We start from the raw sequence: 24,159 nt of genomic DNA, 5'->3' as shown, positions 1-24,159 counted from the left end.
GATTAGAACTTGATATTAAACTGCGACAAAAGGTCACGGAGTGGCTGCAAGAGACGACCGAGACTTGAGTTCTGGTTGAAAATTTTAGCAACCCCTGCCATCACAGCAGCCAAACTAGCAAAGCCACCAATTCCGCCAAAGATATTGCCAAAATTAGAACTGCCCCCTCCAGAGCCAGGGACACCATCGCCCGGAGACTTACCACTTTCTGCAGGCTTAACAATAACTTTAACGGGTAAGTCCTTGTTAGTGGCCTCTTCTGCGGCAGCAAGGAACCGAGTAACCATTATTTCATCTCCGGCGTTTAATTGAATTTCTTCAGGAACACCGAATTTAAAGGTGACAACTTTACCTTCAGCGGTTTTGCCCCCTTCACCAGGCTTTTCGTCAGATTTTAGCACTTTAGTCGAAACGATCCGGCTTGGAAAATGTGCCTGAATTGTCTTCTGCTGACCCGGGAGCAAATACACCGAGCCAGTAACTTCCCTGTCCCCTGCTTTGACTTCGTTCACCGAAAGAGGAGGCCCGGACTGCTGCTCGCCATCAGCGGGCCCCTTGCCGGTATCACCGGAAGAAACGTCGATATCCTTTGCTAAAGCGACGACGAAAGAAGGCGACAGACGGTTCAACTCTTCTTCGGAATAAAGAGGAGCACCGTCCTTCTTAAACTCCCTAACGACCTGTTTCATATCTTCAACATTCAGCCGAACGATCTGGTCCACGCTCAAATTACAGCTACGCCGCAAATGTTGCGCAACGTTGGCATTGATATCAGCATCAACGCCGGCCCGAAAGTTCTGTACGCAGTTAAGATGCTCACCAGCAGCCCAGGCGACTGGAGTAACAGCGGTAGCCATGAGAGATGCAGAGATAGCTGCAGAAGCGAGAACACGCTTATTGAGTTTCATACGAGCCCTCCAAGGGGTACAACAAGCTACGGGTCCTATACACACCACGATTTACTTTCAAAGAATGCAAAGCATGGGAGGCGGACACCGCAGAAAGCGGGATAACACGACCTCTATCGTGTTATTTACGTTTTTAAACGCAGGATTAGTAAACCATATTGATTTTTCACTCAAAAGTGGCAAACCGAAAAAGTGTGCGAGATCACTTAATGAACACGGCTTTCATGCATGCTGTCAAGGTTGGCAATGGCGTCCTCGCTAAACTAAGACCACGATTACTTCAGCTTCTCCAGCCCCCTAAAAACAAAGTGCACAGCCCCATCTCTTGTTTTATTTTCATTCTTGCGCATATTGGACGCACTGATTGATAAGCGCAAAGCGGCCCGGCCGGACGCTGTAGATAGCATCAGGCAGGGCCGCTTAACGTTTAAGCTTTGTGCGCTCTTAGTTCTTGGCTACGGTGGCGGTGACTCCGGTGAGGATATCGTGGGCATCGGCAAGCGGCTCGGTGACCACGGAGAACTCCGTAGCCAGCACTTCGCCTGCGATGGTGTCAGCATGACGCTGCGCCCACTCCTTCTTATCTTCGGCAACGCAAAGGACCACGGAGATGCGGTCAGATACGTCGAAGCCGGAGTTCTTGCGGGCATCCTGCAGGCCGCGGATGACATCGGCGGCCCAGCCTTCTGCCTCGAGCTCTTCGGTGACCTCGGTATCCAGAACGACGAGGCCATCCAAGCCCTCGATGCGGGCCGTGGAGTCTAGGTTCGCAGCCTGCAAACGCTCGGTATATTCCTCAGGACTCAAGACGATGTCACCGTCTACCACGACCTCATCGCCGCGGCGCTCGTAGTTGCCCGCCTTGAGATTCTTGATGGCGCGCTGGACATCCTTACCCAAGCGCGGGCCGGCAACCTTGGCGTTGCAGACCACCTGGAAGGTGCCGACGGAATCGACATCATCAGTAAGCTCAACCTCTTTGACGTTGACCTCGTCGCGGATGATGTCCGCGAAGTCCGCCAGGCTCTGCGAGCCCGCGAAGGCCACGGTGAGCTTTGGCAGTGGCAGACGGTTGCGCAGCTTATTGGCCTTGCGCACCGAAGATGCAGCCGATGCCACCGCGCGAGTGGCGTCCATGGCAGACACCAGGTCCGCATCCGCGGGGTAGTCCTCGGCCTTCGGGAAGTCCGCCAAGTGCACAGAGCGCTCACCGGTCAGGCCGCGGTAGATGACCTCGGCGACGTGCGGCAACAGCGGGGCAACCACGCGCGTAGTGGTCTCCAGCACGGTGTAGAGGGTGTTGAAGGCCTCTGGGTTGGCGTCCTCGCCGCCCCAGAAGCGGTCGCGGGAGCGGCGGACGTACCAGTTGGTCAGCACATCGGCGAAAAGGCGAACCTCTTCGGTGGCAGTAGCGATATCGGTCCCCGCCAGCGCAGCATCGACATTGGCCACAAGATCGTGGGTCTTAGCCAGGATGTAGCGGTCAAGCACGTGCGTGGAGCTCGTATCGAACTTAGCTTCCTGCTCGGCGTAGAGCTGCAGGAAGGTGTACGCATTCCAGATGGGAAGCAGCGCCTGGCGCACGCCCTCGCGGATGCCCTGCTCGGTGACGATGAGGTTGCCGCCGCGCAGGATGGGCGAGGACATCAGGAACCAGCGCATGGCATCGGAACCGTCTCGGTCAAAGACCTCGTTGACGTCCGGGTAGTTACCCTTGGACTTGGACATCTTAAGCCCGTCATTGCCCAAGACGATGCCGTGGGCCACGACCTTCTTGAACGCCGGGCGATCAAAGAGCGCGGTGGACAGCACGTGCAGCAGGTAGAACCAGCCGCGGGTTTGCCCGGAGTACTCCACGATGAAGTCCGCCGGCGAGTGGGTTTCAAACCACTCCTTGTTTTCAAACGGGTAGTGCTTTTGCGCAAACGGCATGGAGCCAGACTCGAACCAGCAGTCCAGCACGTCCGGCACGCGGCGCATGGTGGACTTACCGGTGGGATCGTCCGGGTTGGGGCGGGTCAGCTCATCGATGTGCGGGCGGTGCAGCGACTCCGGGCGCTTGCCGAAGTCCCTCTCCAGCTCATCCAAAGAGCCGTAGACGTCCATGCGCGGGTACTCGTCATTATCGGACATCCACACCGGGATGGGCGCACCCCAGTAGCGGGTACGCGAGATATTCCAGTCGCGGGCGCCTTCCAGCCACTTGCCAAATTGGCCATCGCGGATGTGCTCCGGCAGCCACTCGATCTCGTCGTGGTTGAGCTCCACCATGCGGTCGCGGAATTCGGTGACCTTTACAAACCATGCGGGCAGCGCCATGTAGATAAGCGGCTCGCCCGAGCGCCAAGAATGTGGGTAGGAGTGCTCGATGGTGACGTGGCGCACCACTCGCCCAGCGGCCTTCAAGTCCTTGATGATGGACTTATTCGCATCGAAGACCAGCTGCCCCTCGTATGGCGGAACCTGGGAGGTGAACTTGCCGTCCTCATTCACTGGGACCACCAACTCGATGTCGTACTCGTTGGTGGTATTCATATCGTCTTCACCAAAGGCGGGCGACTGGTGGACAACACCCGTACCGTCTTCGGTGGTGACGTAGTCTGCCAACAGCACCTGGTAGGCATTGCGCAGGTCTGGGAAGAAGCCGAAGATTGGCTCGTACTTAAAGCCCTCGAGCTGTGCGCCGGTAAAGGTACCCAGTACCTCGGCCTCACCCAGTTCCTTTTCCAGGGTGCCCAGCAGGTTTTCGGCCATGATGAACGTGCGGCCGGCGAATTCTCCGTCGGTGGCCTTAAATAGTGCGTAAGTGACCTCCGGGTGGACCGCCAGCGCCTCGTTGGACGGCAGGGTCCAGGGGGTGGTGGTCCAGGCGAGGAAGGAGGCATCGGCAAGCGCGGGGTTTTCCGCCAGCGTCTTTTCCGCCGCGGTGCCCTCGCGAGCACCTGCGACCGGGAAGGTCACCGTCAAGGTGGGATCCTGGCGCATCTTGTAGGAATCATCCAAGCGCGTTTCCTGGTTGGACAAAGAAGTATGCTCCGCCCAGGAGTAAGGCAGCACGCGGAAGCCCTTGTAGATCAGGCCCTTGTCATACAGCTCCTTGAACGCCCACATGACCGATTCCATGAAGTTGATATCCATGGTCTTGTAGCCATTGTCAAAGTCCACCCAGCGAGCCTGGCGGTTGACGTAATCTTCCCACTCATCGGTGTATTCCAGCACCGACTTAGCGCAGTACTCGTTGAACTTATCTAGACCCATGTCCTCGATCTGGGCTTTATCGGTGATCCCGAGCTGCTTTTCCGCCTCCAGCTCCGCTGGCAGGCCGTGGGTATCCCAGCCAAAGACGCGGGGGACGTAATTTCCGGCCATCGTGCGGTAGCGCGGCACGATGTCCTTAACGTAACCGGTCAACAGGTGGCCGTAGTGCGGCAGGCCATTGGCAAAGGGAGGGCCATCATAAAAGATGTATTCGGGGCAGTCCTTGGTCTTTTCCAAAGAGGCCTGGAACGTATCGTCCTGCTTCCAGTACTTCTGGACTTCTTCTTCCATATCCGGGAAACGGCTCGAGCCGCCGGTCATATCGACCTTGGGGTAAATCTTTTTCACCATTATCTTCCTTCACACTTTAACTTGGTGCAGGGACGGGCCAGTGGCTCGCGGTACCACCCTGCTTGAGCTAAAAGCTCCGCTTCGTTTCGGTGAAGGAGATAACGGTCCCACCCGTTCAGTTCTACTGAGCCTTCTGGCCGTTCTTCTGAATTGCTCCCCCGGTGATAGCCGGATCATCGCATGTGCCCGCCAGTATAGCGTCACAGGAACGCTGTGCACAAAAGTTATCCACAGGTAGAAATTTTCCTGTTGTACGCGGTTGCGCGCGGCCATAGATTATGAAGCATGACCGCGCTCGAGAATTACTTAGCAGCTATGGCCCCGGGGATGGATATCGTCGCCGGGTGCGCTGGCCTGTCTGAGGACGATCTGCGGGCACACGGCGCCCCGGAGCATACGGCGCGGGAGCTTATCCTGCTCAAAGAGGCTTATTGCGGCAACACAAAATTCACCGGCCGGCGCCGGAGAGCTATGGAAGGCGCCCGCCGCAACGGTCATTCCATTGTGGCGTTGTCCATCATCGAAAAGTATGCCCGCAAGATGCCCACGCTTTTCGATGCCTGGCTTCTCCGCGAGCAGCTCTGCACCACCAATGCCAGCACGGCGGACCTAGAAAAGCTGGCAAAATCCAAGCTACCTGCGAAAAAGAAGACGGTTAAGCCTGGGGTGCGCATCATTCGCCGCAAGAACGCGCCGTGGACCCTGGCCATCGATGCGCGCTCCTCGCTCATTGCAGACCTTCATGCCGCGCTAAAAGAGAGCGGAAAAGAGCCGCTGGAGGCGGTGGAACAGACCTTTTTCGGCGGCGGATCCGCCGTAAAGACCACGGTGATGACCAATGTCTTGGTCAACCTGGATGACTACGTGCGCATCATCAATGGCGATGGCGAAGAAATCCAGCTGCAGATGACCAACGGGGCAACTCTTACTGGCGCCGAGTACCTAGAGCGCGCCCTCAAGGAACGCGGGCTCATTACCCTCATTAGCCCCTTTGAGGGAGCGGTCAATCTGTACCGCACGGAGCGCTTTGCCAATGCGAAACAACGCCTTATGGCCGCCGCAGAGAATCCCATCTGCCCGTGGCCGCGATGCAATAGGCCCGCGGACGAATGCCAGATTCATCATTTGGAACCGTGGTTGCACGGTGGATTGACCAACATAGGTAACTTATCCACAGCCTGCGCCTACCACAACGGGGTCAACGACGATGATCCCAATGCCCCGCCACTGCGCGGACACCTGGTCCGCAGGAATGGGACCATCCGGTGGGAACCTCCGGATTAGGCAGGAGCATCTGAAAGCTCGTGGCGCATTCCCGGCTGGGGATCCGCCTGGGAGTCCGCCTGAGGATCCGTTTGAGGATTCGTTTGGGAATTCGACGCCGGATCGGAGGAAACCGTCATCCAATAAACCGCAGAAGTTGTGGGTGACACGATTGCTACTGAGGCTCGGGTCCCAGCCAGTTGAGGCGCCGGCGTGCGCCTACTTTGGCATGCCGTAACTGCGTGGAGATTCTTTCTGGCCGCTCACTTTGATCGAATTAACCAAGCCGCACCGAAAGTGAGCGGACCAAGACAGATGTGAGCGGTGAAGAGCCTTAGTTCTGCTTCCATCCATGGGACAAGTCTTCTTCAAGGGCATTATTATCCGTTCGGTACTTGCGCGCCCAGTCGATGATAAACAAAACGATGCCAGAACCCGCTGCGATGAAGACGAGGTACAACGCCCAATCGGCGGTATTTAAGACATACGTCACCAAAGCCACGAAGGCCACGAGGGCGAGGACGAGGGCGGCAACGAGCATGGCAGTTCCTCTCAGGGGTTAAAAAGAAGCGATGGGAACAATCATAGCGGGGATAAAACCACAATAGCGCCCACTCCCCTAGAGGTGTGGGCGCTACGGGTAACTAATTTGGTTTAGTTACTGCCAACCAGCTTCTTAGTTCTTTCCGGCATCGCCGTTTGGTGCGGCGGTTCCGCGGGTCTCGAGCTCTTCCAGCTGGGACTCGAGGAGGGTCTTCAAGCGGGTGCGGTACTCGCGCTCGAAGGTGCGCAGCTCGGAAATGCGTGCCTCCAAAGCGGTCTGCTGCTGCTTGACCGTGTTCATCACTTCGGTGTGCTTCTTCTCGGCATCGGCCTGCAGCGATGCGGCTTTCTCCTCTGCCTGGCGAATCTGGGCCTCGGCACGGGAGGAAGCATCGGACTCGGTCTGCTGAGCCTTCGACTCTGCCTCAGAAACCAGCTTCTTGGAGCGGGCTTCTGCATCCTGCACCTGAGCGTCGTACTTCTTCTGCGCCTCGGCAAGTTGTGCCTTGGAACGAGAGTCGGCATCGGAAAGCTGCTTTTCTGCAGCCGTGCGGGCCTCAGACAGCATGGATTCAGACTCGGCGCGAGCCTCAGAGGTCAGGCGATCCGCCATCTCCTGGGCCAAGCCCAGCACGCGGGCTGCCTGCATGTGCGTATCCGGGGTAGCCAGGCCGTCGGCACCCTGTGCTGCTCCAGCACCGGCAGCGGCCGCTGCGGCGCTGGAGACAGCCGAGTTCGAGGAGCCAGCGGCAGACGCGGACTTCTTCAGGCTCTCGTTCTCGCGCTGGGAAGACTCCAGCTCCTTCTTAGCCTGCTTAGCCTCTGCACGAGCCTCCTCGGCTTCCTTCTTAGCCTTCGCAGCTTCGTCGCGAGCCGCCTTGAGCTCGGCGGTATTAGCGGCAGCGGTGGCACCAGCTGCTGGGGCATCGGCACCGCTTTCCTTTGCCTTTGCGGCCTCAGCCTGGGCGGCCTTGACCTGCTCCTGGGCCTTTTTGGTTTCTTCCTTAGCGCGAGAAACCTCGGACTTGGAATCTGCCAACTTGGTTTCATACTCAGCACGCAGCTTAGCCTCAATCTCCTTGCGCAGAGCTGCTTCATCTGCACCAGAGTTTGCGGCGGCTGCGGCACCAGCCCCTGCTCCGCCGGCCTTGGCCCCGGAGCTAAGATCGCTCACCTGCGCCTGCAGGTCTTCATTTTCATCCTGCAATTGGGCAAGGGCATCCTCAACGAGGTCGAGGAACTGATCTACCTCATCCTCGTTGTAGCCACGCTTGCCAATCGGCGGCTTGCTGAACGCGACGTTGTGTACATCAGCTGGTGACAGTGGCATGACTTGTCTTCCCCTTCGAGTTGATACAACCCCGGAGGTTCCAGGGCCTTAGGAGCTGCGGTTCCAGTTTATTTAAACCTTCCCCACAAAGTTATATGTAGTTCATGATACGGGTTATCGCATTTTATTGTAACCGAAAGTCCACAATAATGGACGTAACGCTGACTCTCAATGTCTACCACAGGTTACGGGGTGATGCGGGGCTGTCCTACAAGAAAATAACCTGCAGGAAAAGCGTCAGGAACGACAGGATGAAAAACAGCACTAGGACGGAAACATCCAGCGCGATTCCGCCCATCTGCAGCGGAGGAATAACCCGACGCAGCGCTTTGACTGGTGGATCCGTGATGGCGAAGAGAGGTTCAGCGATGATCATGAACCAGCGCGGGGGGTTGAATTGCCGCGAGAAGGATTGGATCATCTCGATAATAATTCGGGCAATCAGTACCCATGTATAAACCCTCACCAAAAAGATGAGAATAATTCCAATTTCAGTCACGATTACTCAGCCTATCGAATAGTCCCCCGCACGTGCGCATTGCGCTCCGTACGGGGGTTATTGGGTGTGCGTCGTTGTGCTTGGGCCGCGCTCCTAGCGCAGGCCGGCGGCGCGCTCCAATTCAGGTTTGGCGATATCGGCGGACTTCGGCACGACGGCGAATACCTTGCGCTGGGTATCCATCCCCTTCGACAGGTTGAGCATGCGGCCTTCTAGGCCAAAGCAGAGACCCGCTGCGAAGTCGATGAAGCGCTTAGCGGTGCCGCGCTCGGCATCGGTAAGTTCAAAAACCACTGCATCGCCATCGCGGAAGGGCTCACCCACCTTGGCGGCATCGTTGAACGAGGTCAGGGAGATTGCCACGATAGTCGGGACGAACTTTTCCTCGACGGGCGCCGGCGCCGGGGTTGGCTCATAAGCCTGCGGGGCGCGGCGCGGGGCGTAGGCCGCAGAAGTGGCCGCTCCGTTGCCCGCGTAACGCGGCTCGTCGTTGTAGTAGGCGTCGTCTTCTTCGAAATCCATCGGACCAAGCCCGAAGAAATTCTTCGTCCTATCAATGAATGACATTTTTGGGTCTCCCTCTGACCTAAATTTGTTCAAGTTCAAGCGCGTAAATGTGAATGATGTGACTCATGTGATTTACGCTGTGAAATGCGCTTTTGCGATATTTTTAACCTACTGGGCGCTTTCCCATGATGCTGGTTCCGACACGCACAATATCGGTGCCCGCAGCAATCGCCGCATCCATATCCGCGCTCATCCCAGCCGATAGTTTGAGCTGCCGACCAAGGCGTTCGGAGAGGCGATCCACGTCTGCGCGCACTGTAGTAAACACCTCCCTCGCATCGGCATCGAGGGGAGGAACCACCATGAGTCCTGCGAATTCTAGGTGCTCCGCCGCCTCAACGGCCTCAATCACCTCATCCAATTCCTCGCGGATTACTCCCCCGCGGGAGGTATCGCCATCCGCGGAGACCTGAATAAATACCGGAAGGTTAGTATCTCGCTCGCCGCGCTCGTGCGCGAGGCCCACACCACGGTCCAGCGCATTGGCCAGTTTCACCGAATCTACCGAATGCACGCTAGTGGCCCACCGCGCGACGTGGTTGGCCTTCTTGGTTTGAATCTGGCCAATCATGTGAAAACACAGCTGGTCTAGCTCCTGCGCCTTTGCCCGGGCTTCTTGCTCGCGGTTTTCCGCTACATCCTCTACCCCAAGCTCCGCTAGAAGGGCGATATCCTCTGCGGGGTGAAACTTGGTCACGGCCAATAACTGCGGTGCTGGGCGGTCATGCTCGGCGGCAATGGCTCTAATGTGTTCTTTTGTTGCGGCGAGATTATCTGCCAATTCTTGTTTCCGGTTACTCATGATTAGCCTCCAACCAAATCACACCGGCCTGGCGGCCAGTGGTTCCTTCGCGGCGATAAGAAAAGAAATCCGTGTCCTCAATGGTGCAGCGCGGATCAGAATCGATATTGGTAATGCCCAGGCCCATCAATTGGCGGATAAGGCCAGCGCGTACGTCGATGCCCCACGTCCCTGTCGCGGTCTTACATTTCGAGCCGGGAAGGCGCCGTTCGACATCGTTGGCCATTTCTTCCGGCACCTCGTAGTTTTTCCCGGATGCGGCGGGTCCCATGACCACCTGGATTCGTTCCGGCTGAGCGCCAAGTTTCTGCATCTCGCGCACGGTATTGACCACGATGCCGTTGCGGGCACCGAGCCGGCCAGCGTGCACAGCGGCGATGACGCCGGCGGGGACATCGACAAGCAGCACGGGCGTGCAATCCGCGACGAGGACGCCAAGGCCAAGCCGGCGTTGCGTGGTCACAATCGCATCCGTTGCTGGCACTGGGGACTCTTGCGGGCCATCGATGACGGTGACCGTATTTGTATGGAGCTGTTCCATCCACACAATGTTTTCGAGCCCGGTAACGCGCAAAAGGCGCTCGCGGTTAGCCGCCACGTTGGTGGGATCGTCGCCGACGTGGCCGCCAAGATTAAAAGACTCATATGGATATGCAGACGCCCCGCCTGCACGGCTGGTAAAAACCATGCGGACGGGGCGGCTGGTGCGATGTTCCTCGTTTACTGGCATGCACACCAGCGTAGCGGTTTGCGCTTAGCGCATGAAGGACGGCACATCGAGATCGTCGTCGCCATCATCATCGCGGCGCTGGCTTGGCCGGGACAGGCGGTAGTCTTCGCGACGCTCCTCGCGGAAACGATCGGAGTTGGTGAACAGGCCGCTAGACTCGCTGCGGCGCTCCTCGGGGCGGCGTTCTTCCACGCGGCGGTCGTCGTAGCGACGATCGTCTACGCGGCGCTCATCAGCGCGGCGATCCTCCACGCCACCCTGGCCGGCGCGTGGCTCATAGGAGTGGCGCGGTGCGTAGTCATCGGCCGCGGGCTGAGCAGGCGCCGGGGTGGCCGAGTTGCCGGACTCGCGGTCGCGGTTATCAAAGAGCGAACCGGGCTTGCGCTGCTCGGGAGCGCGCTGTGAAGATGCTGCCTGAGCGGCATTAGCCTCTGCATCGAAACCGGTGGCGATGATGGTGATGCGGATTTCATCGCCCAAGGTGTCATCAATGATGGTGCCGAAGATGAGGTTAACGTCTTCATCCGCGCGCTCTTCGACCATGGAGGCTGCGGAGTTGACCTCGTGCAGGCCCAGGTCGGAGCCGCCGGCGATGGACAGCAGCACGCCCTTGGCGCCTTCCATCGTGGATTCCAATAGCGGCGAGTTGATGGCCTGCTCGGCGGCGGTCATAGCGCGGTTATCGCCCCGTGCGGAGCCGATGCCCATCAGCGCGGAGCCGGCATCAGACATGACGGAGCGAACGTCAGCAAAGTCGACGTTGATCATGCCCGGGATGGTGATCAGGTTGGTAATACCCTGGACACCATTGTGGAGGACCTCATCGGCCGCGCGGAAGGCTTCCACGATGGAAAGCTCTTCCCCACCGAGCTGCATCAGGCGGTCATTAGGGATGACAATGAGGGTATCGCAGACCTCGCGCAGCTCCTCGATGCCGGCCATAGCCTGGCGGGTACGGCGCGCGCCCTCGAACTTGAAGGGGCGGGTGACAACGCCCACGGTCAGCGCGCCCATCTTCTTCGCAATGGAAGCCACAACGGGAGCGGCGCCCGTACCGGTGCCGCCGCCCTCGCCGGCGGTAACGAATACCATATCGGAGCCCTGCAGGGCGTCCTCGATTTCGGACTTGTGGTCTTCCGCAGAGGTCTTGCCCACCTCAGGGTTGGCGCCTGCGCCCAATCCGCGGGTGGCTTCGCGGCCGATGTCGAGCTTGGTATCGGCATCGGAGAAAATCAGCGCCTGGGAGTCAGTGTTGATGGCGACGAATTGGACGCCCTTCAGGCCTTCTTCGATCATGCGGTTCACGGCGTTGACGCCGCCGCCGCCGACGCCGACGACCTTGATATCCGCGAGATTGTTGTTGGAAGAGATCATGTGAGCAGGTCTCACCTTTCGCTACTTTAAGTCTGCACGTGCATTAAACGAGGATTGTATGCGCTTCACCAGAGTGAATCGCGTTCCCCTCCATCTTTAACGACACACCTGTAATTTTCATGCTCATTTTACGCGTGTCGAGACTCTCAAGTACCACTTTAGGGTTGTTGGCCTGCGGTTTTGTCCGCCACTTCCGCACCATTGACACCACCCGAGAGAGAAAATAAAAGACCCTGCAGCGCATACGCTGGGGGCGCGGCGCGGCAGGGAATTTTTCGGGTCTATCTCAACCTCCACCGAGGTATCTACCCTATCCGCGGGTAGTGACCAGTTCAGGGTTAGAGATATTCCATTCTTGGCCCTCCATCTTCAGCACGGTGGCGAAGGCGCGAGCCTTATCATCGTTATTTTTATCGCTGGCACCCCAGAAAATGCGGCGATCATCCTTAGTAGTGAACTGCAAGGAATAGGAATCGGTGACTTCGAGGGTGGCGACTTGGTGGCGCACGTCATCAGACAGCGCGGCAATGGCAGCCACCGCGTCTTGGGTCTCGGAGGATCCACTGTCGATGTCCCCGGCAAGTTCCACCGCACCTTCGGGAGGCTCTGCGGAGGTAAACTCCTCCCCCTTGTCATCGATGAGGAAAGTAGTGTCGTCTCGCTTCACGAAGGCGACGGGCTTGTGTTCCTGCACGGAGATAGTCAAGGTCGATGGCAGGTCACGCGAGACCGTCACCGAATCCGCCCAGTCCAAGCCGGCGACTCCACTGGCGGCCGCGTGCGCGTCCACCCGCAAGAGATTTTCGCCCTCGGGCACGCCTGCGGCCTCCTGCACCTGGGCGGCATCGAGTTGGTGCACGCCTTCTACCTCAAAATTTTTCACCTTAAAGATGGGCAGCGCCCACACCGCGATGGCCACCAGCAGCACGAGGGCGAGCAGGCCACCGACGATGCCGAAAATGAGTTTCTTCGACACCCGCACTAGTGCGCCCGCAATTCATCGAGGATTTCCGCGGCCACGAGGGTGATAGAACCGGCGCCAATGGTCAAGATGATATCGCCCGGCTGTGCGATGGAGACCACGTCCTTGGCCGCGGCGGAAAAGTCTGGCTCGAAGATAACCTCCATCTCTTCCGGCATCTTATTGGTAATAATGCGCGAGGTAATGCCTTCCACGGGTTGCTCGCGGGCGCCGTAGATATCGAGTACAACGGCGGCATCGGCAAACGCAAGCGCCTGCGCAAACTCGGCGTCGAATTCCATGGTGCGCGAGTACAGGTGCGGTTGGAAACAGGCGATGACGCGACCCCCATTGCCTTCGGCCGCGACCTTAGCGCGCGCGGCCCGCAGCACCGCGGCAACCTCGGTGGGATGGTGGGCATAATCGTCGAAGACGCGGACGCTACCGCCCTGCCAGTCCACGCTGCCCCGGTACTCAAAGCGGCGGCGCACGCCGCTGAAATCCGCGAGTCCCTCCGCGATGGTGCTGGGCTCGCCGCCCGAAAGCACGCCGGCGATAAGCGCCGCCATGGAGTTGAGCACCATGTGGTGGCCGGGGATCTGCAGCTGGTAGCTCACGGATTCCTCCACGCCGGGCAGGGAAAGTTGCACCGTGCACGCCATGCCGGCGGCGGTGGTCTCCTCCGCGGTCAACGTTGCGGCAAGCGGCACGGAGGTGGTGCGCGCCGTCTCCGCGCCGCCATAGCCGATGACGTTAATGCCGCGGTTAAGCGCCTGCTCACCGATCTCGGCGGCGTGCTCGTCCTCTGCGCACACAACGAGGTAACCGGTTTCCGGGGTGACCAAGTCCGCGAAGTCCGCAAAAACCTTGAAATAGGCGTCCGCGGAGGGGAAATAGTCAAGGTGGTCCGGCTCCGCGTTGGTAATGACGGCGATATCGGGGCTATAGCGCAAGAGCGAGGCATCGGACTCATCAGCCTCGGCAACAAAGGCCTCGCCGGTGCCACCGTGTGCATTGGTGCCGGCGCGATTGAGCTGACCGCCGATGGCAAAGGAGGGATCCAACCCCGCGTGCTGCATGGCGCTCACGGCCATCGAGGTTGTTGAGGTCTTGCCGTGCGTGCCCGCCAGCAGCACCTGGCTGTGCCCCTCCATCAGCGCGGCAAGCAGGTCCGAGCGGCGGATGAGCGGAATATTATTTTCACGCGCGGCGACGAGCTCTGGGTTATCCTGCGGAATCGCCGCGAAGGAGGTGACGACGGTGGTGGGCAGCTCGCCGGAAAGCTTGAGGTTTTCCGCAGCGTGGCCGATGGCTACCTTGGCGCCCATGGAACGCAATACCTCCACTGCGGTGGAGTCCTTCACATCGGAACCGGTAACGACGGCGCCGCGTGCGGCGAGGATGCGGGCCAGACCCGACATCCCAGAGCCGCCGATGCCAATGAGGTGGACGCGGCTGAGATCGTACTGTGCGGGATCGGTCATTTACTTATCCTTCTTTCCTGCCTGCAGTTCTGCGTCCTGCACGCGGGTAGCGATGCGATCAGCGATGATATGCGCCGCATCCCCCGCTGTGGACTGGTCTGCGGCCCGCGTCATGGATTCTAGGCGCTCTGGGTTATCAAGGATGGCGCGGACCTCTTCGATAAGGCGCTCGGGATCCAACTCGGCATCGGGAATCTGCACCGCAGCGCCGGCTTCTACCATTTCGCGCGAGTTCAACGCTTGCTCGCCGTTGCCGTGCGGCAGCGGGACGTAGATTGCGGGAAGGCCCACGGCGGTAACCTCAGCCACCGTCATCGCGCCCGAGCGGCACACCACAAGGTCCGCTGCAGCCAGCGCGCCGGCCATATCATCGATATACGGCAGAGCGGCGTAGTTCGGGTGCGGCTTGGGCGGTTCGTTTTTCTTGCCATAGGCGTGCAGGAGCTGGAAGTCCTTGGTGAGGTCCTCCGCTGCGCCCGCCACAGCTCCGTTGATGCTGGCTGCGCCCTGGGAGCCCCCGGTAATGAGGATGGTGGGCAGCTGCGCCAAATCCCACTTCGTGCGGGCATCCGCGGCGGTATTCCCGTCCTTATCCGCGGCGGCCGCGGCCAGGCTCGGGCGCACCGGGATGCCGATGACTTCGCCCTCCATGCCGGAATTGGCGTGGGCGTTGAGCCCAATGCCGCCGAGCTTGACGCCCAGCTTATTGGCCATGCCCGCCAGGGCATTGGTCTCGAGGACGTAAAAGGGAATGCCTAAGGTCTTCGCCGCTATATAGGCGGGCCCAGAGACGTAACCGCCAGTACCGAATACGACATCGGCCTCCACATCCTTTAAGACCTTCCGCGCCTGGCGGACAGAGCGTGCGAGCTTGACAGGCAGCTTGGCCAGGTTGGTGCTCACCTTGCGGGGAATCGGCACGGGGGTAATCAGGCGCAGGTCCACGCCGCGGGCGGGAATAATATCGCTTTCCAGCCCCTTTTCGGTCCCTAATGCGGTAATCCGAGCGCCGTAACGCTCGCGTAAAGCTTCACCGACGGCAAGTGCGGGCTCAATATGTCCTGCAGTGCCGCCACCTGCAAGGACGACGGAAAATGGCGTGGAATTCATAGCCTAAAGGCTACCAGCGCCTACCGCCTCGGGCGGTGCTCGGCGCGCGGATACCTCCGCCCACTTCCGGTCACCGGCCGGCCGTAGCGCTCGTCGCGCACCCGCGGACGGGGCTCCTGCGGCTGAGCATGCCGGCCCCGCTTTTTCGGCTTCCTCGCCGTCGGCGGCTGCGGCTCACCAATGAAAAAGAGGCGATCAAACAGTGGGCGCCCAAAGTTCTGCATGGCAGAAATCTGCATCGGTTCGTGGCGCGCGACGTTGCACAAAATGCCCATCGAGCCAATCGTGATAATTGCCGCCGTACCACCCGCGGAAATCATCGGCAGCTGAATACCGGTCACCGGCAACAAGCCAACGACGTAGGCAATATTGATAAACGCCTGGGTCACCACGCCGATGGTCAGCGTCGCGGCCAGCAGGGATTGGTACTGGTTCTGCGCGCGGGTGGCGGTGCGCAGCCCCACATAGCCCAAGGCGGCGAAGAGGAAGATCACCAGCGCGCCGCCCCACAGGCCGAGCTCTTCGCCCACGATGGCGAAGATGAAGTCGTTCTTGGCTTCAGGCAGGTAGAACCACTTGGCGCGGGATTGGCCGAGGCCGACGCCCCAGAAGCCGCCATCGGCAAGCGAAAGAAAGCCCTGGTAAGACTGAAAGCCCGTGCCCTGGGTATCGGAAATATTGCCAAAAAGTGCATCGAAATAGGTGTGGAAACGGTGGGAGCGGAAGCCGCCGATGAGGAAGACGGCGACCAAGCCCAGCGCACAGAGAATGCCGATGATGATGGGCACGCGGCGGTTAACACCAGCGAAAAAGAGCGTGAAAACCACCACGAGGGCAAAGGACAAGGCCATGCCCAAGTCACCCTGTCCCACAATGAGCAGGAACATCAAGCCCGCGATGAGCGAGTACATCATGAACGGGTCCGAGAGCTTGAGGGAATGGTGTTCCTTATCCGCCAAGACCGAGGCGCCGAACATTCCTACCGTGATGCGCGCCAGCTCGGAAGGCTGCAGGGAAATCGGGCCGATATAAATCCACGACTGGGAGCCGACCTCCTCGCGGCCCGTACCGACGCCCGGGATGAGCACCGCGATCAACAGCAAAATAGAAAGGGCCAAAAGCCACGGGATGAATTTGCGCAGCGTATGCGGGGAAACCTTCAGGCCGAGCCAGAATGCGCCCAAACCAATGATGACCATGGCGGTTTGCCGCAGCGCCTGGTTCCACACGCCACCATCTTCTGTCAGCGACGTAGCCATGGACGAGGAAAAGACCATAACCACGCCAATGCCAATGAGCGAGAAGATAATCAGGCGCAGCAGCTGATAATCCAGCCCGGCTTGTTGGCGGGCTTGTTCGCGCACATCACTAATGCGCTCGCGCAGGCTCTTTGCCCGGGGGCGCTGCGGGGAGGTGGCCGTCATGAAGTCTCCTAATTTTTAAAAAGGTCTAATGCGCGCGGGCGATATCCCGCGCCGCTGCGGCGAAAAGGTCGCCGCGTTGGGCCATTCCGGTATACATATCCAACGATGCCGCAGCCGGTGCCAAGAGGACGGTATCGCCCGCCTCGGCGTGTTGCGCGGCGGCGCGCACTGCAGCGTTCATCGCCGCCTCCGGGTCGGTAGCCTCGATGAGCTCAACCGGGGTTTGCGGGGCGCGGCGGGCCAGCGCTTTAGCGATAATGCTCTTGTCGATGCCCACCAGCACCGCCGCCTTCAACCGCGCGGCGTGAGTAGCGATGAGCTCATCCACATCCGCTCCCTTAAGCTGCCCGCCGGCGACCCAGACAACAGAATCGAATCCCTCTAGGGCAGCATCGGCCGCATGCGGGTTGGTGGCCTTGGAATTATCGATAAAGGAAATCCCGCCGTACTCGTGTACCACGGCGCCGCGGTGACCAGCCACCGCGTAGGCGGCCAGGCCTTCCTTGATGGCGGCGGGGCTGGCACCCGCCAACCGCGCCACACTCGCGGCCGCCGCCGCGTCGAGGACACCTGCAAGGCCCGCCGGCTCGATTCCCTCGGCAGAGGCGAGATCTATGGCGTCCTCGCCGTCCAGCTTGGAGACCAGGCGCCCGGCGCTCACCCCTACCTCACCGGTAACCGGTTCGCCGGCGGTAAAGCCGTACACGCCGTCGATTCCTTCGGCGTAGCTGCCCGCCGCGGCATCGTCCTTGCCCACCACGGCGCGGGTGCCGTGCAGCGCCTTGACCTTGGCGCGGGCATAGGCATCGAAGGACCCGTGCCAATCCAAGTGGTCTTCGGCCACGTTGAGCAGCACGCCGACATCGGGGCGCAGCTCGCTGGACCAGTGCAATTGGAAGGACGAAAGCTCGGCGCACAGCACGTCTACCCGCGGGGTGGCGGTCAGGGCATCAAAAAGCGAGACCCCAATATTGCCCACGGCTTGGGCACGCAACCCGCTGCGGGCGGTATCGGCCTGCATAATCTGGGTCAGCATTCCCGTGGTAGTGGTCTTGCCATTCGTGCCGGTAACAACGAGCCAGGTGCGAGGTGGGCCGAAGATCTCAGCGCGATCGAGACGGTAGGCCAGCTCGACATCGCCGATGACCTCCACACCTGCGGCCTGGAAGGAATCTAAGAGGGCGGAATCGGGCCGCCATCCCGGCGAGGTCACCACCAGGTCATACTCGCCCGGTGCCGGGGCGTCGGTTGATACCGTCGCCACGCCGAACTCTTCCGCCAAGGCTGCTAGGGCCGCTGCGTTGGAATCGGCAACGGTGGTATCTACGCCTAGGCGCGCGAGCATCGCCACGCACCCACGGCCAGAGACGCCGGCTCCTGCGACGAGGACGCGCCCGCGCAGAAAAGGTGGTAGCTCAGCCATGATGAGTGCCTCAATCCTTAAGTATCTAGTGTCAAAACTTTATTGCAGGTTTCCAAAGCTGACTGCAGAGAGCCAATCGCCGTAGAAGATGCAGATGCCCGCCATTGCGGCCATTGCGCTTAATAGCCAGAAACGGGTGACAACCGCGGTTTCGGCCCAGCCGCCGTTTTCAAAGTGGTGGTGGATGGGCGCCATGCGGAAAAAGCGCTTGCCCGTCGTGCGGAAGACCACGATCTGGATGACTACGGAGACCGTCTCGATGACGAAGATGGCGCCGATGATGATCATCAGCAGCTCGGTGCGGGTGGTCACAGAAAGGCCGGCGACGAGGCCACCGAGCGCGAGCGAACCGGTATCGCCCATGAAGATTTTCGCCGGTGCGGCATTCCACCACAGGAAGCCGAGGCAACCGCCTAGGCCCGCGGCCGCGAGAACCGCGAGGTCAAGAGGATCGCGGACCTCGTAGCAGCCGGCGGCCGGGGAAATCGAGCACGAGTTGCGGAACTGCCAGAAGCTAATCAGCGTATAGGCACCCATCACCATGGCAGTGGTACCGGCGGCGAGGCCGTCCAGGCCATCGGTCAGGTTGACCGCATTCGACCACGCGGCGATGAGCAGGTACAAAAAGACCAAGAAGATGATCGTGCCAATAACGGCGCCGCCGACGGCGATATCGAAGGTGTCGAAATCGCGGACGAAGGACAGGTTGGTCGAGGCCGGGGTCAGCCCATTGGCATCCGGGAATTGTAGGGCGAGGATGCCGAAGATGAGCGCGATGGCCAGCTGTCCTACCAGCTTCGCTGTTTTATTAAGGCCGAGGTTGCGCTTTTTAAACAGCTTGATGAAGTCATCGGCAAAACCCAGTCCGCCGAGTCCCATAGTCAAGAAGTAGACCAATAACCCCGAGGGGCTAAATCCACCGTTGCCTGTCGCGCGGGCATAAATTCCCACGATGAGGTAGGCCACGGTGATGGCCAGCAGGATCGCCAGTCCGCCCATCGTCGGGGTGCCCCGCTTACGCAGGTGGAGCTGCGGGCCGTCTTCGCGGATTTCTTGGCCTTTTCCGACGCCAGAAAAATACCGAACCAAAACTGGGGTGGTAAAAATCGCGACGAGGAAACTAACGACGCCCGCGATAATGATCTGAGTCATTGCTAGAGATCTTTCTCCTTGAGATAGGGACTATCGGCGATTGAGCTGTTCTGCCACGCGCCACAGGCGCTGGGCATTCGAGGATTTCACGAGGACGACGTCCTTGGCCATGCGCGCGAACCAATCCTCCACCCCAGCAGGGGCTACCCGCAGGATATTGTCCACGGCCGCCGTCGCGGCCTCAATATCGGGGCAAAGTTCAGTCTGGATGCCGTGGGCGTGCGCGGCCTCCGCCATGGCTACGGTATGGGCTCCTTCTCCTACCGCGACGAGGTGATCCACATGGTACTTCGAGAGCACCGATCCAAGAATGCGGTGGGCTTCGACGGCTTCGCCTCCAAGCTCGCCCATCTCACCGAGCACCGCGATGGAGCGGGCATCGGGACGGGCCGCGGAGGTATAGGCCAAGGCGGCAATCGCCGCGTGCATCGAATCCGGGTTGGCATTATAGGAGTCATCGATGACGGTGACGCCATCGCGGCGGGTGCGCACGTCCATACGGTGCGCCGAACTCGTCTGGTGTCCGCTGAGCGCACGCGCGACAACCGTGGGTTCCACGCCCGATTCGATGGCCGCTGCGGCCGCAGCCAGGGCGTTGGAGACCTGGTGCTTTCCAAAGACCTGCAGCTTAATCTCCATCGGCGCGACGCCAGGGGCATGGAAGGTAAAGGACGGACGGGCGACATCGTCAAGCTCAATGTCTGTGGCATAGTACTGCGCATCCGCGGCCTGCGGGCGATTGGCGGAATAAAATACCACCTTGGCCTGCGTGCGCGGTGCCATAGAAGCCACGAAGGGATCGTCCGCATTCAGCACCGCTACCCCGCCATCTGCTGCGGCGGGCAGGGCCTCAATGAGCTCGCCCTTGGCCTGAGCGATATTTTCGCGCGAACCAAACTCCCCCAGGTGGGCAGTGCCCACGTTGAGCACCACGCCCACCGTAGGGGCCGTGATCTCGGTCAAGTGGCGAATATGGCCAATCCCGCGCGCAGACATTTCCGCCACGAGGAAACGCGTATGCTCATCGCAGCGCAGGGCGGTATAGGGAAGGCCCACCTCGTTATTGAAAGAGCCGGGCGGGGCGACGGTTTCGCCCTCGGCGCGGAAGATCGTAGCGAGCAAATCCTTGGTAGAGGTCTTGCCCGCGGAGCCGGTAACGCCGACGATATCCAGGCCCTGCTCTGCGGCGAGGCGGGAGGTCACCTCGCGTGCGAGATCGGATAATGCCCCGATCACGGCCGCGGCTGATCCATCCTCATCATTGGCATAAATATCCGCATTCGCGGAATCACCAGTCACGCGGCCTTGGGGCTTGACGATGACCGCCGGTACCCCCACCGGCCGAGCGGCCAGCACGGCCACGGCTCCTTGTTCTATGGCTTTTTCAGCAAAATCATGGCCATCGACGCGGGCACCCGGCAGGGCTACGAACAAGCTGCCGCTGGTGACCTTGCGCGAGTCAAACTCCACGAAACCGGTCACGCGTTCATCGGGATCATCAACGCTATCCAGGCTACCGCCGGTTATCGCGGCGATATCTCCAATAGAAAGTGGAATCATTACTACTCCTTCGTATCCCTAAGAGTATCGCGATGCGCCGTTCCCGCCAGCTTTTCCTCAATGGCGCGCGCCATTTCCTCTCGGTCATCAAAGTGCAGGGTGCGCTCGCCCACAAGCTGGCCTACCTCGTGGCCCTTGCCGACGACGATGATGGCATCGCCCGGCTGCGCCCAATCCACGACTTCATCAATGGCGCGTGCGCGCGAGCCCTGCTCTCGGATATCGGCGTCCGGCGCAGCCTCCCGGGCGCCCTGGATAACCGCCGCGCGGATTGCGGCGGGGTCTTCGGTGCGCGGGTTATCATCGGTGACCACCGTGAGATCCGCCCGGGTGGCCGCAGCCTCTCCCATAATCGGGCGCTTGGTGCTATCGCGGTCACCGCCGGCGCCGACGACGACACCCACTCGCCCGGAGGTGCCCTCCAATTGCAGGCGCAGGGTATCGAGCACTGCAGCAATGGCTGCGGGCTTGTGGGCATAATCCACTACGGCCACGAAGTCCTGACCGCGGTCGATTCTTTCCATGCGCCCCGGAACGGCGACGTTTTCCACGCCGGTCAAAAAGACCTGCGGGTCTTCGCCCACGGCAGTGGCCATTCCCAGTGCAAGCGCGGCATTAGCGATATTGAACTCACCTGGCAATGGCAACCGGAAGGAAAAATCGGTGCCGTCTAGTTTGAGGTCAACCTCCTGTGCACCGGTAGCCTCGGTGGCCGTCTGCTGGGCGGAGATCGTGGCATCGCCTGCGCGCGTTGCCACCGTCGTACTCGGGGTATCCGCGTCTTCTACCATTCCCCGCAGGCGCTCACCCCACTCATCATCAACGCAGATGACCGCGCGCTCGGCGGCCTGCTCACCTAGGAATAGCCGGGACTTGGCCGAAAAGTACTCCTCCATCGTGGGATGGAAATCCAGGTGGTCCTGGCTGAGGTTGCTGAACCCAGCCACGGCAAAGTTGGTGCCGCGCACGCGGCCGAGCTCCAAAGCGTGGGAGGAAACCTCCATGACTACGTGGGTAACACCCTCGTCCTTCATGCGGGCGAAAAGCTCTTGCAGCCGTGGGGCTTCCGGCGTGGTCAAGGAGGTGGGCACCGGCGTGCGATTGATGCGAGTGCCGGTCGTGCCGATAAGGCCTACGGAGTGGCCAGCCTGCAAGAGACCAGCCTCCAACAAGTAACTAGTCGTCGTCTTGCCGGACGTGCCGGTAATCCCCAAGACCGTGAGATCGCGAGTGGGGTGCCCATAGATTTCTGCCGCGATGGGGCCTAAGACGGCGCGAATATCGTCTACCACGATGATCGGCCGAGTCTCGTTAGCCTGGCGAAGGTGGTCGAGCCCGGGGGCATCGGTAAGCACCGCGCCCGCCTTGGTATCCCCGACGAACTGCGCGCCGTGCACGCGCGTGCCCGGAAGGGCGGCAAATAATGCGCCTTCGGGAAGGCTGGTGGAATCCAATCCGCACGCGCTGACCTCAACGGTGCCATCACCGATGACGCGTCCGTGCGAAAGCTGCGCAAGTTTTTCTAAGGAAACAGACATTTCAAGCTCCTATTGTTCCCGCAGGGTCATCCGCGGCGCTGGTGTCGAGGTCGGAATATTGTCGCGATTGAGCAGCCAGGAAGAAATATCCCGGAAGATTGGGGCCGCGGACTGGCCGCCACCACCATTGTCTTCCACGCCGGACTTGGGCTCATCGAGCATGACTGCGACGACGAAACGTGGGTCATCGGCAGGCGCAATGCCCGCGAAGGTAATCCAGTACGCGGAATTAGAATACGCCCCGGAATTCGGGTCCACCTTCTGCGCGGTGCCGGTCTTGCCGGAGAGCTGGTAGCCATCCAATTGGGCATTAGCGGCCGTACCGTTTTGCACCCCGGCATCGTCATCTTGGAAGACGGCGCGGAACATATCCACCGTAGTTTTGGCGGTTTCCTTGTCTACTACCTGGGTCTTCTTTGGCTCGGGCAGCTTTTCCGTTTCGCCATCGGGGTCTTTGATCTCGTCGATGATGCGCGGTTCGATGCGCTCGCCGCCATTGGCCAACGCTTGGTACACGCTAGCCATCTGCAGCGTCGTCCACGCCTGACCTTGGCCGATGGGCAAGTTGGCAAAGGTGCCGCCTGACCACTGCTCTTGGTCTGGCACCGTGCCGGCGGATTCATTCGGCAGCTCAATGCCCGTGTTAGCGCCCAAGCCAAACTTCTTCAGGTACTCCGCATACTTCTCAGGCCCGAGCTTATCCGCGATCATCAAGGTGCCCACGTTGGAGGACTTACCAAAGATGCCGGTGGTGGTATACGGCTCGGTGCCGTGAGTCCAGGCATCGTTGACGGTCACGCCAGCCATGTCGATGGAGCCCGGAACCTGGTGCACCTCATCCGGAGTAGTGATACCCTCCTGCAATGCGGCTGCCGCCGTCACTATCTTGGCAACGGATCCCGGCTCATAGGGGTGGGAGATGCTGCGGTTCTCAAAGTCTTTGCCCTCTTTGAGCTGGTCTTCGATATTCTTATTCGGGTCCACCGTATCGGTATTAGCCATGGCGAGCACTTGGCCCGTCGCGGCATCAAGCACTACAGCCTCGGCACCCTCCGCCTGCGAATTGGCCTTAGCCTTTTCCAGCTTTTGCTGGACGTAAGTCTGCAGATCCAAATCGAGGGTGAGAGTGACATCGCGGCCGTCAACGGCATCCACGACATCGCGCAGCGTGCCGGGGATAACCTGCCCATCGGTGGAGACATCCTCCGTTGACTGCCCATCGATGCCGGTCAGCTCGGTATCGCGGGCCGCCTCAAAGCCAAATTGACCGTGGCCATCCATCGAGACCTTGCCCACGACGTTTTCTGCAATCGCCCCATTCGGGTACTGGCGGATATCCTGCCGGTCAGCTGCCACACCGTGGTACTTATTGGAAATCTCTACGGCAACATCCGGATCCACATTGCGGACCAAAACCTCGTACTGCGTATCGGCTTTGAGCTTGTTTTTAATATCGTCCGCATCCACCTTGGAGGCAGAGGCACCCGAATCCTCAATCATCTTCGGGATACCCTCAGCCATCTCCTTGAGCTTCTCCTCCAATTGTTTGGTGAGGTACTCATCTTTTTTGCTCTCATCCATGCCCTCGAGTTTTCCCTCGGACGTGGCTTCCATCTTCGCCTGCTCTTTAAGTTCATCGCGCAGGCGCGTGGGAGAGACAGTCAAAGAACGAGACTTCATCGTATAGGCCAAACGCTGACCATCCCGGTCCAGGATCTCCCCCCTGCGGGCGGGGTCGATGTAGACGCGTTCGCGCTGGGTAACGGCCTTCGCCGCAAGGTCTGGGCCCCAGACCAATTGCACCCAAGCAAGGCGGCCGCCCAAAGCGACGGTGGCGACGACAACACAGGTCAAAATGATGCGCAGGCGCTGGCGCATGATC

The 24,159-nt window shown here is 60.1% G+C and carries 20 protein-coding genes; 1 reads left to right on the top strand and 19 read right to left on the bottom strand.

Going from position 1 to position 24,159, the window contains the following annotated elements; translation table 11 throughout:
* Positions 1–2: 2 nt before the first annotated feature.
* Both ABRP98_RS00435 and ileS read right to left on the bottom strand, forming a co-directional pair.
* Positions 3–908: a hypothetical protein gene (locus ABRP98_RS00435; RefSeq protein WP_349856994.1), complete on the bottom strand. Its 906-nt coding sequence runs from the start codon at positions 906–908 to the stop codon at positions 3–5.
* 444 nt (positions 909–1,352) lie between these two features.
* Positions 1,353–4,517 carry an isoleucine--tRNA ligase gene (ileS, locus tag ABRP98_RS00430; RefSeq protein WP_349856993.1) on the bottom strand — a complete coding sequence of 1,055 codons (3,165 nt, stop codon included), beginning with the start codon at positions 4,515–4,517 and terminating at the stop codon, positions 1,353–1,355.
* A gap of 285 nt (positions 4,518–4,802) precedes the next feature.
* Between ileS and ABRP98_RS00425 the strand changes: the two genes are divergently transcribed.
* Positions 4,803–5,801, top strand: a complete 999-nt coding sequence (locus ABRP98_RS00425) for an HNH endonuclease signature motif containing protein (RefSeq protein ID WP_349856992.1) — start codon at positions 4,803–4,805, stop codon at positions 5,799–5,801.
* Here ABRP98_RS00425 and ABRP98_RS00420 read toward each other — a convergent pair.
* The 17 genes from ABRP98_RS00420 to ABRP98_RS00340 all read right to left on the bottom strand — a co-directional run bounded on the left by ABRP98_RS00420 (position 5,798) and on the right by ABRP98_RS00340 (position 24,155).
* The gene (locus tag ABRP98_RS00420) at positions 5,798–5,950 is read right to left on the bottom strand and encodes a hypothetical protein (protein WP_284784521.1); all 153 of its coding nucleotides are present in this window, start codon (positions 5,948–5,950) and stop codon (positions 5,798–5,800) included. The two genes, ABRP98_RS00425 and ABRP98_RS00420, sit on opposite strands and share 4 nt — an antisense overlap.
* 164 nt (positions 5,951–6,114) lie before the next feature.
* Positions 6,115–6,321, bottom strand: coding sequence for a zinc-binding dehydrogenase (locus ABRP98_RS00415; protein ID WP_284769522.1), 207 nt, complete (start codon positions 6,319–6,321; stop codon positions 6,115–6,117).
* A 135-nt stretch (positions 6,322–6,456) separates the two neighbouring features.
* On the bottom strand, positions 6,457–7,653 hold the full coding sequence (locus ABRP98_RS00410; RefSeq protein WP_349856991.1) for a DivIVA domain-containing protein: 1,197 nt from the start codon (positions 7,651–7,653) through the stop codon (positions 6,457–6,459).
* A gap of 208 nt (positions 7,654–7,861) precedes the next feature.
* The gene (locus ABRP98_RS00405; RefSeq protein ID WP_005278444.1) at positions 7,862–8,152 is read right to left on the bottom strand and encodes a YggT family protein; all 291 of its coding nucleotides are present in this window, start codon (positions 8,150–8,152) and stop codon (positions 7,862–7,864) included.
* A gap of 93 nt (positions 8,153–8,245) precedes the next feature.
* Positions 8,246–8,719 carry a cell division protein SepF gene (locus ABRP98_RS00400; RefSeq protein ID WP_239269925.1) on the bottom strand — a complete coding sequence of 158 codons (474 nt, stop codon included), beginning with the start codon at positions 8,717–8,719 and terminating at the stop codon, positions 8,246–8,248.
* Positions 8,720–8,822: 103 nt separating this feature from the next.
* The gene (locus tag ABRP98_RS00395) at positions 8,823–9,521 is read right to left on the bottom strand and encodes a YggS family pyridoxal phosphate-dependent enzyme (RefSeq protein ID WP_349856990.1); all 699 of its coding nucleotides are present in this window, start codon (positions 9,519–9,521) and stop codon (positions 8,823–8,825) included.
* On the bottom strand, positions 9,514–10,251 hold the full coding sequence (gene pgeF, locus ABRP98_RS00390) for a peptidoglycan editing factor PgeF (protein WP_284769519.1): 738 nt from the start codon (positions 10,249–10,251) through the stop codon (positions 9,514–9,516). Before pgeF ends, ABRP98_RS00395 begins: the two co-directional genes overlap by 8 nt.
* 24 nt (positions 10,252–10,275) lie before the next feature.
* On the bottom strand, positions 10,276–11,625 hold the full coding sequence (ftsZ, locus tag ABRP98_RS00385) for a cell division protein FtsZ (RefSeq protein WP_284769518.1): 1,350 nt from the start codon (positions 11,623–11,625) through the stop codon (positions 10,276–10,278).
* A 310-nt stretch (positions 11,626–11,935) separates the two neighbouring features.
* Positions 11,936–12,607, bottom strand: coding sequence for a cell division protein FtsQ/DivIB (locus ABRP98_RS00380; RefSeq protein WP_349856989.1), 672 nt, complete (start codon positions 12,605–12,607; stop codon positions 11,936–11,938).
* On the bottom strand, positions 12,607–14,070 hold the full coding sequence (gene murC, locus ABRP98_RS00375; RefSeq protein ID WP_349856988.1) for a UDP-N-acetylmuramate--L-alanine ligase: 1,464 nt from the start codon (positions 14,068–14,070) through the stop codon (positions 12,607–12,609). Before murC ends, ABRP98_RS00380 begins: the two co-directional genes overlap by 1 nt.
* On the bottom strand, positions 14,071–15,180 hold the full coding sequence (gene murG, locus ABRP98_RS00370) for an undecaprenyldiphospho-muramoylpentapeptide beta-N-acetylglucosaminyltransferase (RefSeq protein ID WP_349856987.1): 1,110 nt from the start codon (positions 15,178–15,180) through the stop codon (positions 14,071–14,073). It lies immediately after the preceding gene.
* Positions 15,181–15,200: 20 nt separating this feature from the next.
* Entirely contained in the window at positions 15,201–16,604 is a 1,404-nt protein-coding gene (locus ABRP98_RS00365; protein ID WP_349838865.1) for an FtsW/RodA/SpoVE family cell cycle protein, read from the bottom strand.
* Positions 16,605–16,629: 25 nt separating this feature from the next.
* The gene (murD, locus tag ABRP98_RS00360; RefSeq protein WP_349856986.1) at positions 16,630–18,027 is read right to left on the bottom strand and encodes a UDP-N-acetylmuramoyl-L-alanine--D-glutamate ligase; all 1,398 of its coding nucleotides are present in this window, start codon (positions 18,025–18,027) and stop codon (positions 16,630–16,632) included.
* A 39-nt stretch (positions 18,028–18,066) separates the two neighbouring features.
* Positions 18,067–19,179, bottom strand: coding sequence for a phospho-N-acetylmuramoyl-pentapeptide-transferase (gene mraY, locus ABRP98_RS00355; RefSeq protein ID WP_005278411.1), 1,113 nt, complete (start codon positions 19,177–19,179; stop codon positions 18,067–18,069).
* 30 nt (positions 19,180–19,209) lie between these two features.
* Positions 19,210–20,739, bottom strand: coding sequence for a UDP-N-acetylmuramoyl-tripeptide--D-alanyl-D-alanine ligase (locus ABRP98_RS00350; RefSeq protein ID WP_349856985.1), 1,530 nt, complete (start codon positions 20,737–20,739; stop codon positions 19,210–19,212).
* A gap of 2 nt (positions 20,740–20,741) precedes the next feature.
* On the bottom strand, positions 20,742–22,277 hold the full coding sequence (locus ABRP98_RS00345) for a UDP-N-acetylmuramoyl-L-alanyl-D-glutamate--2,6-diaminopimelate ligase (protein ID WP_349856984.1): 1,536 nt from the start codon (positions 22,275–22,277) through the stop codon (positions 20,742–20,744).
* 9 nt (positions 22,278–22,286) lie between these two features.
* Positions 22,287–24,155 (bottom strand): peptidoglycan D,D-transpeptidase FtsI family protein, encoded by a 1,869-nt coding sequence (locus tag ABRP98_RS00340; RefSeq protein ID WP_349857057.1) that lies wholly within the window; start codon positions 24,153–24,155, stop codon positions 22,287–22,289.
* Positions 24,156–24,159: the final 4 nt, after the last annotated feature.

The sequence above is a fragment of the Corynebacterium sp. KPL2838 genome (genome assembly GCF_040225455.1).
Lineage (GTDB): Bacteria > Actinomycetota > Actinomycetes > Mycobacteriales > Mycobacteriaceae > Corynebacterium > Corynebacterium rhinophilum.
This window is presented reverse-complemented; position numbering and strand designations above follow the sequence as displayed.